This is a genomic window from Ferrimonas balearica DSM 9799, assembly GCF_000148645.1.
In the GTDB taxonomy this organism is placed as follows: Bacteria; Pseudomonadota; Gammaproteobacteria; order Enterobacterales; family Shewanellaceae; genus Ferrimonas; species Ferrimonas balearica.
In genome coordinates this window covers 1,465,034-1,481,446 of record NC_014541.1, presented here as the reverse complement: position 1 = coordinate 1,481,446, position 16,413 = coordinate 1,465,034, and the positions used below count along the sequence as shown (strand labels likewise).

General features: G+C 60.4%; 12 protein-coding genes. 3 read left to right on the top strand and 9 right to left on the bottom strand.

The annotated features are described in order from the left end of the window. Positions 1-41 precede the first annotated feature (41 nt). Positions 42-476: an MAPEG family protein gene (locus FBAL_RS06725; protein ID WP_216086809.1), complete on the top strand. Its 435-nt coding sequence runs from the start codon at positions 42-44 to the stop codon at positions 474-476. 10 nt (positions 477-486) lie between these two features. Here the strand turns inward: FBAL_RS06725 and FBAL_RS06720 are convergent, their stop codons facing one another. From FBAL_RS06720 to FBAL_RS06690, 7 genes are all read right to left on the bottom strand, one after another. Beyond that, complete coding sequence (locus FBAL_RS06720; protein ID WP_013344829.1) at positions 487-960, bottom strand: hypothetical protein; 474 nt, start codon at positions 958-960, stop codon at positions 487-489. Positions 961-1,279: 319 nt separating this feature from the next. Continuing rightward, positions 1,280-2,266, bottom strand: coding sequence for a hypothetical protein (locus FBAL_RS06715; RefSeq protein ID WP_013344828.1), 987 nt, complete (start codon positions 2,264-2,266; stop codon positions 1,280-1,282). A 734-nt stretch (positions 2,267-3,000) separates the two neighbouring features. Beyond that, complete coding sequence (locus FBAL_RS19895; protein WP_013344827.1) at positions 3,001-3,918, bottom strand: RHS repeat-associated core domain-containing protein; 918 nt, start codon at positions 3,916-3,918, stop codon at positions 3,001-3,003. A gap of 228 nt (positions 3,919-4,146) precedes the next feature. Then, positions 4,147-6,174, bottom strand: a complete 2,028-nt coding sequence (locus FBAL_RS06705) for a M3 family metallopeptidase (RefSeq protein WP_041251215.1) — start codon at positions 6,172-6,174, stop codon at positions 4,147-4,149. 604 nt (positions 6,175-6,778) lie between these two features. Next, on the bottom strand, positions 6,779-8,005 hold the full coding sequence (locus tag FBAL_RS06700) for an ABC transporter permease (RefSeq protein WP_013344825.1): 1,227 nt from the start codon (positions 8,003-8,005) through the stop codon (positions 6,779-6,781). Then, positions 8,002-8,694: an ABC transporter ATP-binding protein gene (locus FBAL_RS06695; RefSeq protein ID WP_013344824.1), complete on the bottom strand. Its 693-nt coding sequence runs from the start codon at positions 8,692-8,694 to the stop codon at positions 8,002-8,004. Before FBAL_RS06695 ends, FBAL_RS06700 begins: the two co-directional genes overlap by 4 nt. After that, entirely contained in the window at positions 8,691-10,067 is a 1,377-nt protein-coding gene (locus FBAL_RS06690; protein ID WP_013344823.1) for an efflux RND transporter periplasmic adaptor subunit, read from the bottom strand. Before FBAL_RS06690 ends, FBAL_RS06695 begins: the two co-directional genes overlap by 4 nt. A gap of 157 nt (positions 10,068-10,224) precedes the next feature. On the opposite strand from FBAL_RS06690, the gene FBAL_RS06685 reads away from it, so the two are divergent. Continuing rightward, a complete protein-coding gene (locus FBAL_RS06685) occupies positions 10,225-10,578 on the top strand; it encodes a VOC family protein (RefSeq protein WP_013344822.1) in 354 nt (117 codons plus the stop codon). A 41-nt stretch (positions 10,579-10,619) separates the two neighbouring features. Here FBAL_RS06685 and FBAL_RS06680 read toward each other — a convergent pair whose 3' ends face one another. Further along, the gene (locus tag FBAL_RS06680) at positions 10,620-15,032 is read right to left on the bottom strand and encodes an SslE/AcfD family lipoprotein zinc metalloprotease (protein WP_013344821.1); all 4,413 of its coding nucleotides are present in this window, start codon (positions 15,030-15,032) and stop codon (positions 10,620-10,622) included. A 292-nt stretch (positions 15,033-15,324) separates the two neighbouring features. Here FBAL_RS06680 and yjjG point away from each other — a divergent pair, with 292 nt between their 5' ends. After that, positions 15,325-15,996, top strand: coding sequence for a pyrimidine 5'-nucleotidase (yjjG, locus tag FBAL_RS06675; protein WP_013344820.1), 672 nt, complete (start codon positions 15,325-15,327; stop codon positions 15,994-15,996). 83 nt (positions 15,997-16,079) lie between these two features. Here the strand turns inward: yjjG and FBAL_RS20220 are convergent, their stop codons facing one another. Further along, entirely contained in the window at positions 16,080-16,262 is a 183-nt protein-coding gene (locus FBAL_RS20220) for a hypothetical protein (protein WP_148226710.1), read from the bottom strand. Between the last annotated feature and the right edge of the window lie 151 nt (positions 16,263-16,413).

Below are 16,413 nucleotides of genomic sequence, written 5' to 3'. Positions count from 1 at the left end.
ATAAACCGTTATGTTGGGTTCACTGTCCGGAAAGGAGTCCGATGATGACCCAACACTCTGCCTTGCTGCTGCCCCTGCTCACGCTGGTGGCGTGGTCTCTGGTGATGTGGCTGTGGATGTACGCCACCCGTCTGCCCGCCATCATCCAGTCGGGGATGAAGCTCGACCCCAACGCTCCCTCCGGGGAGCAGATGGCCACCCTGCCCCCCCGGGTGCGCTGGAAAGCCGACAACTACAACCACCTGATGGAGCAGCCGGTGCTGTTCTATGCGTTGATACTGGCGCTGGTGCAACTGGATGCCAGCCCCCCCTTCGCCCTGGCGATGGCCTGGAGCTATGTGGGGCTGCGGATCCTCCACAGCCTGATACAGGCGCTGGTTAACCGCATCGAGTGGCGATTTGCAGTGTTTGCCCTCGGCACCCTGCCGCTGTTTGGCCTGACCGGTTACGCGCTCAGCCTGGCCCTGCTGGCCTGACCGCTCACCGCTATCGCGGCGGTTCCACCTCTTTGGCCTGTTTGCGCGCCTGCTCGGCGCGCGCTTCTGCCTCTTTCTGCGCTTCGCGGCGACGCTCCTCAGCATCACGTCGTGCCTCTGCGGCTTCCCGTTCGGCTTCCCGATCCCGCGCTTCCGCTTCCTTCACCGCTTCCTCCCGGCGATGCTCCGCGTCACGACGGCGTTCCTCGGCTTCCTGTTTGGCTTCACGGTCCCGGGCTTCAACCTCCCGCTCACGCTCTTTTTGCGCTTTGCGCCGCTCACGCTCCGCCTCTTCGCGGGCCTTGCGACGTTCACGCTGCCACTCCTCCTCGGCTTTTCGGGCATCCCGCTGTGCGGCACGCTCGGCCTGGCGTTCGGCGTTCTCAGCCTGCTTGGCTTTGGCGTGCTCCGGCGGATCCGCCCAGACACCCGGTGCGCCCAACAGCAGCATCATTCCCAGCAATCCCACAATCCCTCGTTTCATCGGTCTCTCCCGCTTCTCATTTATCCACAAAATCAGTGTAGTTCCCCCGCCCCACTGAGATAACCCCACACTGGGATAAAAAAGCCGACCCGGAGGTCGGCTTAGTAGGTTATCTGGACACCCACTTTTAAAGGCCCCGCTTCGGCACTCCTATCTTTCAAAAAGCCTTATCCGGGAGTGCCCTTATAACCAAAAGCTCAGCCAAAACGCCGACTTCAGGTGCCGCCCAGCCCCTGACGCCTCATATCTCTCGCTCAATGGACAGGCCTCCACCTACACCAGAGTGCATTGTGATAAAGGCTGGAGTGAATCGATATCTCTATGCGGCAAATAGGCGGCGGGCGTTGCCCGAGCCGCGTATTCGAATGGATTCGTGCTGGTCCCGGTATCGCCGCAAGCTGGTTAAGGTGCCAACACGACAGCCGAACTGGTACTCAAAGCCCTGAGTCAGGGTGAGCCAGTTACTAAGAGAAATACTCAGACGGGTGGTTAAGTCGAGTGTGGTTTCGACTATGTGCCCGGGTTTATCGAGCCGTTGAGCACGTCCGGTAAACTCCACCACCTCCAGGTAGTCATTCAGATGGCAGGGCAGCGTATCGCCGTTGTCTTCATCTTTGTTGGTGCGAAAGCGCTTTAGTGGTTGTGGCTGCTGGCCGTTAAGCGCCGCTTTGATACGCAACTGAATACTGGTGTGGTCTGAGGTTTCTGGTGTGCGGGCGATATTAGCCCGAATGGGGTTGAGGTCGACATACGCCATACAAGAGAGCAAGGCTTGTTCATCCAGCAGAGCCTGAGATTTAAATCGCCCCTCCCAGAAACGACCTGTGCAACCATCTTCTCGATTCGCCATCCGGGCGATGGGTTCGTTCAGCGCCCGCATAAACCAACTGATGTCCATCAGGCGCTGCCGGTAGGTTTCTGCCAGCAGTTCAACCCTAAGTCGCTCTGCCTTTGGCATAAGGTCGTACTCTTCAGGCTGACAATACCTTTGCGTAAGCGGTGTACCGTTATAGAGCGTGTGCCAGCGTTCCAGTATGGTGTGAGTATCCCAATCATCCGCTTTCTGACTCTCCACGCATAACACCACGTGGGTGTGGTTGCTCATCACGGCAAAGGCACACACGCTGATGGCGAAGATATCCGTCAGCCTAAGCAGTCGCTTCTCTACCCATCCCCGGCGGTGTTCATAGCTCTTGCCGGTATAAGGGTCCTGGCCACACAGAAAGCTTCGGCGCACACAGCGGCTGACGCAGTGGTAATAGCAGGTGTCCTGCAAGCTGACTTGGTTTCGACGGGGCTGGGGCATCGGACACTCCAGGCTCAGGGTTGGTCACTAAACAACAACCTACCCGCGTCCTGACCTGAATTGGCATAACTTCGAGTTAAATCAGATTAAAAGTGGATGTCCTATTATCCTCTGATTTAACGACCAATGTCCGCTGACAATATAGTTTGATACCTTCAAGTGATAGTGTCGAAAAGCCAACCCCACATGTTCCAACGCTCTGGAAAGTAACTACAAAGGCTAGAAAGTGACCTTCTAACCTTCCCTATATTCTCTGGTGTAGATGAGTGAAAAAGGGGCAAGCTCTGCAAGCAGAGATTCTGACTCTTACCTCATAAAAGGCCGCTGGTTAGGACGGGGCCAACAAAAATCTCGGCTCACCAGACCCGCCAGTGTTCAGCGCCTCCATTTGTGTAAGCCTATGGATATTCCTTCCCAACTCGACCACTTCTCCGTTCTGACCTGCCCCCCAAGAAACTGGCCAACTTTTCGGGAAAGCTGGCCAGTAAGTTATTGGCCTATTCTACTAATAAGATGATATGTCTAGATATCTGAGTAAGTATCATCCCTCAATCTTGACCAGAACCTATACACAACAATAGCCACGAGCACCTGAAATACTAACCAGCAAGCTATAACACCTTTAACTGTCAGGTTGCCTTCGCCCATATAATATTCAACCGCAGCTAAAAACGCGCAAATCAGACTAAAGAATATCTCTACCAATATAGCGTATTTAATGGTGGCTATAGATTTCATTGCAATTCTTTTTGACCTAAGTTTGATGCAGCTTCTGCCGCTATTTCACCACTTCTTTGGATTGCGGAAGCACCTGATTCAACTGTATCTCCTACCATTCCACTTCGAGTCGTAGAAGACACAGAGTTATTCAATGCTCCAAAACCCTTGTTCAATGTGTTAGCAAAACTAGATGCTAATTTAGCACCGGCTCCAGCTCCTAACGTTCCTCCGACAACTGCAGCACCAACTTGTCCAGCAGTTGCTGGAGTTCCGTTGAGTTCACCAGCAACAATCGCACCTACGCCACTTGCTGTGCCACCGATTGATGCTGTTGTTACAACTGCGTCCCCTACAGTCATCGTGCCTTTTACAGCGCTACTTGCAAGACGACCTCCTAACCCACCAGTCACAGCGCCAACTGCGCCTGCAACGATAACATCGGAAACGTCTATCTGGCTAATATCGCCGCCATTACTTAAAAGTTGAGCGCCAATCTCAACTCCCATACCTATCGCCGCACCAAGGAGTCCAAACTCCCCATCAGGATCGACATATTTGAAAGGGCTATTATTTACGTAGGTGTAACGATTAAAGCCGTGCGTAGGATTGCCACGCCGGATATGGCCAAGGGCATCAACCGGATCATTGGAGTAGAACCGACCTATGACGGGATCATAGTATCGCGCCTGCATATAGCTAAGCGCCAGATCCTTATCAAACTTATGACCTGTGTATCCGACGTCATCGCTAGAGCCTCTCATGTCTTTTCCGTAAGCCTGATAGTGGGATAACCCGACTATCTGGCGGCTGGTATTTGTCACGGCAGCTGGAGAGCCCAGCGCATCAGTATGAACAAAGGTAACTGCAGAGTGAGCGGGGCCTCCAAATACCGTTATAACAAATGCGAATGCATACTTAATAAACTGTTTCATAAGGGCATCTCCCCCCCACCAGATACACTGTTATCTGGACACCCACTTTTAGACGGCGGTTATCTGACACCCACTTTTAAAGGCCTCGCTTCGGCACTTCTATCTTTCGTAAAAAGCCTTATCTAAGATACCGAATCGCTCCAACTTTCCCCGACCCTACTGAGATACCCCCGAAAGAATAAAAAAGCCGATCCAGGGATCGGCTTAGTGTGATTGTGTTCCAGAGGCTCAGTTCAGGCCACGGTTTTCCAGCAGCGCATCGATGCGCGGGTCGCGGCCCCGGAAGTTGCGGTACAGGCGATCCGGTTTCACGGTACCGCCGGATTGCAGCAGGGTGCGCAGGCGCCCAGCGAGTGCCGGGTCGAACAGGTTGCCGGCCTCGGTAAAGGCGGCAAAACCGTCACCGTCCAGCACCGCAGAGTAGAGGTAGCTGTAGTATCCCGCCGAGTACCCGCCAGCAAAGATGTGGGCAAACGCAGGAGAGCGATAGCGATAGGCGATGGCCTCGGGCAGGCCGATACGCGCCGCCACGTTTGCTTCCATCTCAGCCACCTCCGGCACCTCACCTTCAATGGTGTGCCAGGCCATATCGAGGATGGCGGCAGCCAGGAACTCACCGGTCTGAAAGCCCTGATTAAAGCGCCCCATCTTCTGCACCCGGCGCACCAGGTCTTCCGGGATCACCGCCCCGGTCTCCACATGGCGGGCATAGTGGGCCAGCACTTCGGGCTGCAGCGCCCAGTGCTCCAGCACCTGGGACGGGAACTCGACAAAGTCGCGGGCCACGTTGGTGCCGGACAGGCTGGCGTAGCGACAGTCGGTGAGCAAGCCGTGCAGGGCGTGGCCAAACTCGTGGAACAGGGTGCGAACGTGGTCAAAATCCAGCAGTGCCGGTTGGCCCGGCTGCGGTTTCGGGAAGTTACAGACGTTCTGCACCAGCGGCCGCATTTCACCATCCAACCGGGATTGTTCGCGGAACACCGTCATCCAGGCGCCCCCGCGCTTGCTGTCGCGGGTGAAGTAATCGCCGATAAAGACGCCCAGATGGCGGCCATCGCTGTCCACCACTTCCCAGGCCCGGGCTTCGTCGTGGTAGAGCGCCAGGTTGTCCAGCGGCTTAAAGTCGATACCGAACAGGCGACGGGCGGTGTGGAACGCCCCCTCGATGACGTTATCGAGACTGAAATAGGGCATCAGCTCCGCGTCATCCAGCGCGTACTCCTGCTGGCGTCGCTGTTCGGCGTAGTACCACCAGTCCCAGCCCGCCAAGGTGAAGTCATGGCCTTCAGCGGCGATCAGCCGTTGCAGTGCCTCAGCCTCTTCATTGGCTTTCACCACCGTGGCCTGCCACACATCTTCCATCAGGTCTTGTGCGGCCTCCGGCCCCTCCACCATGCGGTCTGAGAGTTCGTAATGGGCATGGCTGGCAAACCCCAACAGGCGCGCCTTCTCCAGCCGCAGGGCGGCCTGACGGCGCAGGTTGGCTTTGTTGTCCTGCTCGTCGTCGTTGTCAGCACGGTTGAGGTAGCCCTGATACAGGGCCTGACGGTGGCCCCGGTGCTGACAGTAGGTCAGGAAGGGGTACAACACGGTGCGATCGCAACCAAAGGCCCAGTGACCCGGCTGCCCAAGCGCCGCGGCTTTCTCGGCGGCGGCGTCAATCATCGCCTGGGGCAGGCCCGCCAGCTCGTCGGCGTTCTCCACCAGGTGAACAAAGTCGTTGTTCTGGGCCAGCAGGTTTTGGGCAAACTGGATCTGCAATCCCGCCAGTTCACGGTTGATCTCCGCCAGGCGTTCACGAGCCTGGCCCTGCAACTGGGCGCCACCCAGCACAAAGCGCTGATGGGTTTTCTCGGTCAACACCCGCGCTTCACCATCGATCTGGTCCCGCTGCTGCCACACCGCCTCAATTCGGGCGAACAGCTCCGCGTTCAGGGCAATGGCATCACGGTGCGCCGCCAGACGCGGGCCAAACTCCTGTTCGATGGCCTGACGGGTTGGGTTGGTGTCGGTGCCACTGAGGTTTTCAAACAGCATCTGGGTGCGACTGAGCAAGCTGCCGGAACGTTCCAGCGCTTCGATGGTGTTGGCCACACTGGCGGGTTCGGGATTGGCGACGATGGCCGCCACCTCTTCCAGTTGCGCGACCATCCCGGCTTCAAAGGCGGGGGCAAAGTGTTCATCCTGCAACGCCGCAAACGGCGGCAGGCCAAAGGGCGCGTCAAAAGCGCCCAGCAAGGGATTGGTACTGCTCAACTCCAAACTCCATTCTTAGATTATCGGTGGTCCGTCTTGGCCACTCATTTTGTTATTCGCTTGCTGACTTTACCCCTCAACCTGGCTGACGCCAATAGGCTGGCCCACCCGATGCCGCCCGACGCCCCACAGACAGCGCCCCTGCGGTCAGCGAGGGGCAGTCATGCAAAACAGGGGGCACAGCGCTGTGTGGTGGGCGTTGGTATCCCGAAGAAATCGACGTGGAGGGTTAGTGCACCAAGAGTACCATTTCAACCGTTCATTGCCCGGGTGCGCTTAACCTCCGCCCCCCTGATGGCGCCTCCGAAATGGGGCTAAAAATCCGTCAATCCGCTCCAGAGGCGCGCATTGAACGACATTTAGACATCTTTTCCGTGACGGCGATCACGCTGAAAAGTTCCGGTTGTGAGAAGGGTCGCACAATTCATACTCGGTTCAGGTTTGCTAAAGACAGGCCAGACCACTTTCCGTACACTGTGCTCATTCGCCACCCAACCGGCACTTTAGGGGAAGGGGTCGGTAAAAGAATGAATAACGGCGAAACCGAACTGCGCCGCCAGGGCTCTGCCCCGGCGGCTTTTATTTTGCCTGGCGTTTGCCAGCTCTATTCGAAACGCAGCGCTTCGATGGGATCCAGGTTGGCGGCTTTATAGGCCGGATAGAAGCCAAACCCTACCCCAATCAAACCCGTACCCAACACGCTGATCAGGATGATCCCCGGCGACAACGCCATCTCCCACCCCACGCCATACTGCATCACCGCCACCGCGGTCAGCGACAGAGTCACCCCCAGTAAGGCGCCGATCAGGCACAGCGTGACGCTCTCAATCAGGAACTGCAGCAGGATATGACGAGGCTGTGCGCCCACCGCCATGCGCAGTCCGATCTCGCGGGTCCGCTCGGTAACGCTCACCAGCATAATGTTCATCACCCCGATGCCGCCCACCAGCAGGGATACGCCTGCCACGCCCGCCAGCAACATGGAAAACACCTTGTTGGCTTCAGCGCGGGTGGAGAGCATGGCGGTCAGGTTCATGATGCGGAACGGCGACACCTGCCCCGCCGCCACCCGGTGGCGTTGGTTCAGCAGCTGCGTCATCTGTTCGGTGACGTATTCCATGTTGGGCTCCTGATCCACCGCCACGGTCAGCCGGCTGACCCGGTTGACGTTACTGCCGCTGGCACCAATCACCCTGCGGTTGGCGGTACTCAGGGGCAGGATCAGGGTGTCATCCTGGTCCATCCCCCGCATATCCTGGCCCTTGCCTTTGAGCAGGCCAATCACCGTCAATGGCACCTTATTGACCCGTACCACCTCCCCCAGCGCCAGTTCGGCATCGCCGAACAGCTCCTTGGCGACGGTCTGGCCCATCAGTGCCACCTTGGCGCCGCTGCGCACTTCGCTGTCGTTGAAGGCCCGACCCGATGCCACCTCCCAGTTGGTGGCCACCAGATAGTCGGTATTGCCCCCCTGGATGCCGGTGTTCCAGTTCTGGTTGCCGGACACCACCTGGGCCTGCCCGTTGACCGACGCGCCCACGGCGACCACTTCCGGGATCTCCCGCTTGATCGCGTCCACGTCCTTCATATCCAGTCGGTTGATGTTGCCTGCAGCCTGCCTCGCACCGCCACTGCTGACCGAGTTGGCACGGACAATCAGCAGGTTGGTGCCAAGACTTTCAATCTGCGACTCCACCTGGCGTTGGGCGCCTTCGCCCAGGGCAAACATCACGATCACCGCGCTGATGCCAATAATGATGCCCAGGGTGGTGAGGATGGAGCGCATCAGGTTGCGCCGCAACGACAGCAGCGCAGTGGAAACCAGGGTCATAGTGCACCTCGTCGGCTGTCGCTTTGAATTCGGCCATCACGAACCAGGATGATGCGGTCGGCCTGATCGGCCACCTCCTGTTCGTGGGTGACCAGCACCACAGTCTGGCCCTGCTGATTCAGGCGCCGAAACTGCGCCATGATCTCCTCACTGGTGACCGAGTCCAGGGCGCCGGTGGGTTCATCCGCCAGCAGGATACTGGGCTGATTGACCAGCGCACGGGCGATGGCGACCCGCTGCTGCTGTCCGCCGGACAGCTGGCTGGGATGGTGGTCCATCCGGTTGCCCAACCCCACCGCTTCCAGCACTGAACGGGCGCGGGCATCGCCATCAACCACCGGCGCGTCGTTGTACATCAGCGGCATTTTGACGTTATCCAGCGCCGAGGTTCGGGAGAGCAGGTTGAACTGCTGGAACACAAACCCCACGTGGTCCCGGCGCAACTGGGCCAGCTGGCTTTTGTTCTGACCGGCTGTAGACTGGCCGAGCAGGCGCACCTCCCCCAGCTCCGGCGTCATCAGGCAGCCAATCAGGTTCATCAGGGTGGATTTGCCCGAGCCGGAAGGGCCCATAATGGCCACCATCTCGCCCCGCTCAATGGTCAGGTTGATGCCGTCCAGCACCACAAAGCGCTCGCCGGCCATCGGGAAGCTGTGACCCAGCCCCCGGCATTCGATGGCGGCACTCATCCCCGTTGCGCCCGCAGTTGCACCACCACGGCTTCGCCGTCGAGGTTGGGCTTGATCACTTCGGTGTACTGGCCATCACTGATCCCAAGCTGCACGGACACCGGTTCCGGTTTGCCCTCTTTAAGCAGATAGAGGGTGCCCAGCTTCACCTTGCCGCTCTTCAGCGCCGCCCGCAGCGCCTTCTGCTCATCGGTCAGCACCTCATCCAGCACCTTCTCCATGCGCTGGCGCATCTGCTGACCGCTGCGGGACGACATGGCATCACGGCTTTGCGGCAGCTCCGCCTGAAGCCGGGCTTGCTGTTGTTCGGTCAGCCCCAGTGGCGCCAGTCGGGCCAGAGGCCCCCGCTCCGCACTGGCTTGGCTCTTATCCAGCTGGCTGGCCACCCGCAGTGCGCCATTGCTGACCCGACTGACGTCGCGCACCGCATCGATGGCGATCTCCAGATTGGCGGTCATGCCCGGCAACAGCGTGCCGCTGCGGTTGGGGGCGGAGATGATGACGGTGTAACTGATCACCCCGGAGGTGTCCTGCGGCGCACGGCGGATCTGCGCCACCCGGCCGACGTAGCTCTGGTCGGGAAACGCGTCCACGGTGAAGTCGACCCGCTGCCCTTCACGCAACTGGCCAATGTCGGACTCGTCGATGTAGGCCTCGATCTCCATCTGGGACAGGTCCTTGGCCAGGGTGAACAGTTCCGGCGTGTTCAGACTGGAGGCCACGGTCTGGCCTCGCTCTATGGTTCGGTCAATCACAAAGCCGTCAATGGGGGCACGGATCTCGGTGCGGTCCAGTTCAATCTGGTCCTGAGCCAGGCTGGCCCGGTTGGCCTCCAGAGTCGCTTTCAGCACCGCCAATTGCGCTTCGCTCTGTTTCAGGTCGAGCTCTGCCTGCACCAGCGCGGTCTCCACCGCATCCACCTCATCGGCGGAGATGTAGTTGGCGGCCACCAGCCCTTCGGCTCGCTCCATGTCACGCTGGGCTTTATCAAAGTTGACCCGGGCGCGCTCCACCACGATGGTTTGCAGGGCGATATCCCCTTCGGTTTTCGCCACCAGCGCTTTGGACTGAGCCACCCGGGCGGCAAAGGTACGGGGGTCGATCTGGGCCAACAGCTGACCGGCGCTGACGGTGTCATTGAAGTCGACGTACACCTCGGTGATCTGGCCAGACAGCTGGGCCCCCACAATCACATCATCCACCGCCGCCAGGGTGCCGGTGGCGCTGACCGTGTTGTTGATGTCGCCGCGAGAGAGGGTTTCGGTGCGGTATTCCACCGCCGGGGCCGTGGTGTCGCCGCCGCGGCCAAAAAGCCAGCCTGCACCCAGCAGGAGGGCCACCACAGCAAGCAGCAGCCAAGTCCGAATCTTCATGGTTGTCTTCCGTATTACCCGGTAATGGCAACATGCTAACAACCGCCCGAATCGCAATCCGATGCCTTTTACACAGTTTTACCCTGTCTGACACTGGGTGACCGATTGAACGGACACCGACGTTGGGCCACACTGCAATCCACTGAGGAGGGACCCCATGAGCCATCACCATATCCACTATCTCGAAGTGCCCGCCCGCGATCTGGCTGCCGTCAAAACCTTCTTTCAACAGGTCTTCGGCTGGCACTTTACCGACTACGGCCCGGACTACACCGCGTTCAGCCAGGCTGGCCTCGCCGGTGGCTTTTTCCGTGCTCCGTTGAGCTCACGCAGTGAACAGGGCGCGGCGCTGCCGGTGCTGTACAGCCGCGAGCTGGAACAGACGCAAGCCGCAGTCGAGGCCGCCGGCGGTACCCTGCACAAGGCGATATTCGACTTCCCCGGCGGTCGCCGTTTTCACTTTCTTGACCCGGTGGGCAATGAGTGGGCGGTCTGGAGTGAGCCAGCCTGAACCATAAAAAAGGGGAGCCGATGGCTCCCCTTTGGGTTCACTCAGTGGACGCTGATCCGGTCAATCCGCAGCGGGTCCCGCTCGGGTTTGGCCAGGTTCAGCTGCGCCACCCGGTTCAATCCCACCGGGCTGATGCCGCCCTCGATCTGCGGCGTGCTGTCGCCGGGGTAGATCATCGCCTGGCTGCCCGGGTTCCAGGCATCAAAGAAGGCACTCAAGTCGGTTTGCGCGGCATAGGAGGCGCACAGCATCAGCTGGTCGCTCTGGCCCAGATCCTGTCCGTAGCAGAGGTTCTCGCCGGGCAGCAGCATCGCCGGGTCAACGGCGTTACGGCTGAGTCGGTGCATCAGCTTAAACAGGTTCCAGCCTGCCAGCCCCGGCTCGGTGCGATAAAACGCTGGCAACTCGCCATCACCATACCAGTGGCGAACATCAAACTCGGTTTCCGCCCACTCCTTCAGCTGGGCAAACATCACCAGACGCTCCCCTGCCCCGCCGACGGCCCAGGCCCGGCGGTGTTCCGCATTGACAAAGTCCGGCGCAATGCGGATGTCCTGTTCCACCCGTGCCATCTTGCCCAGGTGCTTGTCCTGCATGTACAGCGCCAGCAGGTTGTTCACCACCTCGGTGGCCCCGGCCACGTTGAACGGCGCTTCGGCGGCGTTATGGCCCACCTCGTGCCAGAGCAGCCAGGAGTTGAGCGGCGCCAGGCCGATCTCATTGCTGTCGACATTGAAGCTGCTGTTCATTACCGGGTAACCGGAATGCGCCGCACCAATGCTGATGGCCACGTCGTTGACAAAGTGGTGGCGGTTGGCCGGACGGGCCGGATCGGTGGCCATCCGGTTGGCTTGCCCCTCAGCGCCTTCATCGCGGGCGTAGAAGTCGTTGAGATCCGCAGCGAACTGGTCGAGCTGCTCAGCAAACGTCTGCGGACTGCCCCCGTAGTTGCTGGCCGCCAGATTGGCTTTAGGCGCGGTGTAGACGAAGCTGTGGGACACCACCTCACCAATGGGCGCCGGGGCGTTCTGCGGGTTCACCCAGCCTTTGCCCAGCTGGTACAACGGTGCATCCACGGTGCCACTCAGGCTGACCTGTCCGGACTCGCCGGCGCGGCCCTGAACATAGATCAGGCCGCCGTAGGGCACAGTCAGCGTGTGGCTGCTGCCCAGTTCACCGGCGTTCAGGGTAAAGGATTGCTGCATCCGCGGCGGGCGGCGCAGGCCCAGTTCGTGTTTCTCCCGGCCGGTCAGGTCATCCGCCAGCGCGATGGTGACGGTCACCGGCGCGTCGGTGCCACTGACGGCCACGGTGAAGGGCTGATGGGCCACCGCCCACTGGCCGGTGGGCTGGCGATTGCCCGCATACCACGCGGTGGTGGTGGCATTGGGTTCCAGCGCTACCACGGTGCCGCCCTCACTGCCCTGGGCTTCACCCGGGAAGCGGCGCACGTCCACCACGATGTCCAGGTCCCAGAAACTGCGGCCCAGCATCAGGCGGGTCAGCGGCTTCTCCATGTAGTTCAGCGGGTAGTCGGGGTTGAGCTGACCGGCGTACTCGCCCGCGTCATCGCCCCACACCATGCCCTGAGCCACCAGTTCGGCGCGCAGTTCGGCCGGACAGCGGGTGCCGCCCCCGGCGCGATCGTCGCTGTAGCAGTTCAGGAACTGGGTGAAGCGCTCAAAGCCCAGCTCATCGTCCAGAGTGTCGTCGTAGCGGTAGTCGAGGTCGTTCCACAGCCATACTGACAGGTTCTGGTAGAGCCGGTTCAGGTCGACACTGGAGAGGCGCTGGCCCTGTTTGCCTTCGCTGCGGAAGTAGCGCTCATGCTGGTAGAGACGCTCAATGCTGGTGCCCAGGTCCGCCGCTTTCACCATGGCCCGGGCCTGGGCGTCGCCCAGATCCAGCTCGGTGTAGCGCGGCACAAACATGCCGCCGGTCACGTCAATCTCGTTACCGGGACGGTACTCCAGGCAGTTCACTTCGTAGTGGTAGTTGGGGTCACGACACTCCTGATAGGCCGGGCTACCATCCTCCCGGGTAAACGCGGCCAGAATGCGCGCCTTGTCCGCCGCCACATCCTGACTCTCCCGCTCGTCGATAAAGGCCACGTGGGTGACCAGCTGGCCATCGGCTCCGGTTTCCGTCCACTTGGCCACCTCGAGTTTCGGTTTGTCGTCGGGCTTGTTCTGTTCCTGATACAGCCACACCACCTGACCGTTCTCGATGCGGTACGGCAGGGTTGGGCCGTTGTCGCCCTCGACGGCGGCGTAACGCTCCAGCACCCAGATGCCATGACCGCGCTGGTTTCGCACCCGGTCCGGGTAGCCGGCACTGGGGCCGTTGCCATCCGCCACCACCGAACCGTTCATGCCGAAGGCGATGCCGGCACTGTCGAGCAGACGGGCCAGCGCACCGGCTTTCTCGCCCTCCAGCACGGTTTCCATCACCAGGATGCTGCCGCCCCGGCTGACGTAATCAATCAGGGCCGTGGCGTCGTCCTGACTCAGCTTAGGGCGCTCCAGATCGGCCCGCAGCGGCAGGTCATAATGGTTGCCGTTGGGGTCAATGAGGTATTCGAAGCCGTTGAGGATCAGCAGGGGGTACTGATTCGGGTCAAGGTCATCAAATCGCTGCAGCTGCTCGGTGGTCACCCCAAATGCCGGGGCGAGGGCAAAGGGCACCTTTTCACCGGCCACCTGACCGCCCCGTTTGAAATAGGCGTAGGCGACATTGGTGCCCACGGTGAAGCCGCCACTCTGCCCGGTAAGGTAACGCAGGGCATTGTGGAAGAAGTGCTTCATGTCGTCGGAATCACCGGACTGGCGGCACTGCCCATCGGCGTCCACACCGCCCTGCCAGCTGTAACCATTGGGGCACACCAGAATCGAGTGGTAGCGGGCATTGCCCATCACCATCACCTTGCCCTGACCAATCTCACCAATACTGACAAAGGGCAGGTTAAAGGTGGCGGTCTCGCCCCCTACCCGCTCGGGCACCACGGTGGAAGGGGCTTCGGTGATGTAAGCCAGCCCGTGCTGGTCCCAGGCTTTGGGGGCACCAAAGGGGATCCAATAGTTGTTGTCATTGCGGGCCATCATCACCGGGAAGGCGCTGTTGGCAATGTTCACCGCCGCCTGGCCACGGGCATGGCCGGTACTGCCGTAGAAGTTGGTGCTGTCGTGGAACACGTGGAAGCGGCTGACCGGTTTCCAGCCCTGCTGCTGGGCATCGGCACTGCTGCCCCACAGCTTCTGGATGTCCGCCAGGATCTGGCCACTGTCATCCACGGCACCGCGCGCCATCACCGCGTCACCCTCGCAATCGCGCTGACACAGCTGCTGATCGATATCGGCGGCCAGGCCGGAATCAAACTGGGCGGCAAACTCAGCCGGCAACCACTGTACCTGGCCGTCACCCAGCGCCAGTTCACGGGGCTGGCTGCTCAGCGACAGCGAGATGATCTCGTTGATCACGTTGGGGTAAGCCGCGAACACCTCGGTAACCCGCTCCGGCAGCTGCCAGTGGTCGAGCTGGTCATCGGCATAACGGCGCACCAGGGCGTCGATATTGAGGCCCACATCCCCCTCGCCCAGCTCAGTCAGGCTGACCTGCTGCTGGTTACCACGCACCTGGCCCAGCTCGAAGGTGTCGAGACCAAAGCGCACGGTGTCGCCCCAGACAAACTCAAATTTGCCCTCCGCATCGGTGACGCCCCGGCTGGCGCGGCTGAAGTACGTCACCCCCGCCACCGGCTTGCCGTCGCGGTCGGTCAGGCGGCCGCTGGCCAGGATGGTCTGCTCCGGCTGGTACTGGTAGCCGGATTCCGCATCGGCGGCAACGAAGCCGGCGTTCAGATCCGGTGAGGCGTTAGGGTTCACCGCCGCTTCGATGTCCGGCACATGGGTGCTGGGCAGCTTGTCGGTCTGGCTGTCGTTAGCCTGCTGAGCCAACAGTTCAGCGAACGCTTCCGGCGTCAGATCGAGCTGGTTCAGGAAGGTGTCCTTGAACTTCAGGTCCTGCAGGGCGGTCAGCGACAGGGTAATGGTATCGCCGTGGGTCACGCCGTAACTGCGCACCAGCGCAGTGGCGTTGGTGGCGGCATGGGGACGCTCAGCGAAGCCGTTACTGTGGCCCAGCATCAGGGTCTTTTTAACGGTGGTGGTGCCGGTGCGGGCCGCCGGGTCCGGCTGCACATCGGTGAAGCTGGCCAGAATGGTGCCCTTGTAGTGGCAACTGACGCTGTCCCCCACCGTAATCTCGAAATCGATGGCGGGTTTGCCGTTACAACGCACCGGCTCGGCAAAACGCAGTGTGCCGTCTAGAGTCAACGTGGCACGCAGGGTGGTTGGCAGCTCCGGCTCCGGGATCTCGGGAGTGGTACCGCCACTTGAGGAACCGCCGCAGCCCGCTAACAGGGACAGCAGCGTCAAAGAGAGTAGTGATTTTTTCATGGTGGGCTAGCGCCTGGATTCCTGTGCTGTTCACTGCCACAGCAGTGAGTCGCCCCGGACTCTCGATGCGAGTCCAGACAAGGGCTTACAAGGTAAAAGCGGCGCTATTCTGGCGATACTCAATCGTCAGCGTTATCAAATTTCTCCGGTTACGTGATTGATATCACGAGGACAATTGCTCACAGCGCTATCATTGGCCAACTCTGACCGGCCCCGGCGGCATTCTCACTTTGGCTCTGCCAATTCTGCGCCGTACAATGCCGCCATCCACATAACGCACAATAACGACCCTATGCCCTACCAATGGATCCTGTTTGACGCCGACGAGACGCTGTTTAACTTCGACGCGCTGGCCGGCCTGAAGCTGATGTTCTCCCGCCATGGTGTGGACTTCAGCGACCACGATTACCGCGAATACCAAACCCTGAACCAGCCTCTGTGGCAGGCCTATAACGCCGGTGAGATTGACGCAAAAACCCTGCAAACCACCCGCTTTACCGGTTGGGGCGACAAACTGGGCGTCAGTGGTGGCCAGCTGAATTCCGACTTCTTGATGGCGATGGCAGAGCTCTGCGCCCCCCTGCCGGGTGTTCGAGAGTTGGTGGACACCCTGGCGGGCAAAGCCCGGATGGGCATCATCACCAACGGTTTTACCGAGCTGCAAAGCATCCGGCTGGAGCGCACTGGCCTGAGCGATGCTTTTGAACTGGTGGTGATCTCCGAGGAAGTGGGCATCACCAAGCCCCATACCGGCATCTTTGACCACGCCCTCGAAAAGATGGGTCAGCCGGACAAATCTCAGGTACTGATGGTGGGGGATAACCTCCATACCGATATCCTCGGTGGCCTCAACGCGGGCCTGAACACCTGTTGGTACAACCCGCACCAACAGACGGGCAGCGCGGAGATTACCCCCCACTTCGAGATTCAGCACCACGACCAGCTGCGCCAGCGCTTCGCGTAAAGAGAAGAGTGCCCGTGGGCGGTAAGTGCACGCTGCGACAAAGAACGTGACGAAAAAGAAAGGGGCCAAATGGCCCCTTTTTGTTACTTCAGGCGTTCACCCAGCCCGCTGGCACGCTGGGTGCGCTGCCGGATGGCGCTGTCCAGCAGGGCCGGACGGGGGGCCACCAGAGTAAACCAGCGCCGGGCCCGGGTGATGCCGGTGTACACCAGCTCACGGGTCAGCACCGGGTTGGGGTCGGCGGGCAGCACCATGGCAGGGGGCACCCAACTCTGCGCAGCCCGTGGGCTGTAAGCCCACGCTACGGGGGCGGTTCGGAAATCGGAAAGAGGATGGGACAATCGTAGCGTGGGCTTTGAGCCCACGGTTAGAGGGCGCCGAACTCTGCGCGAGCCGTGGGCTATAAGCCCACGCTAC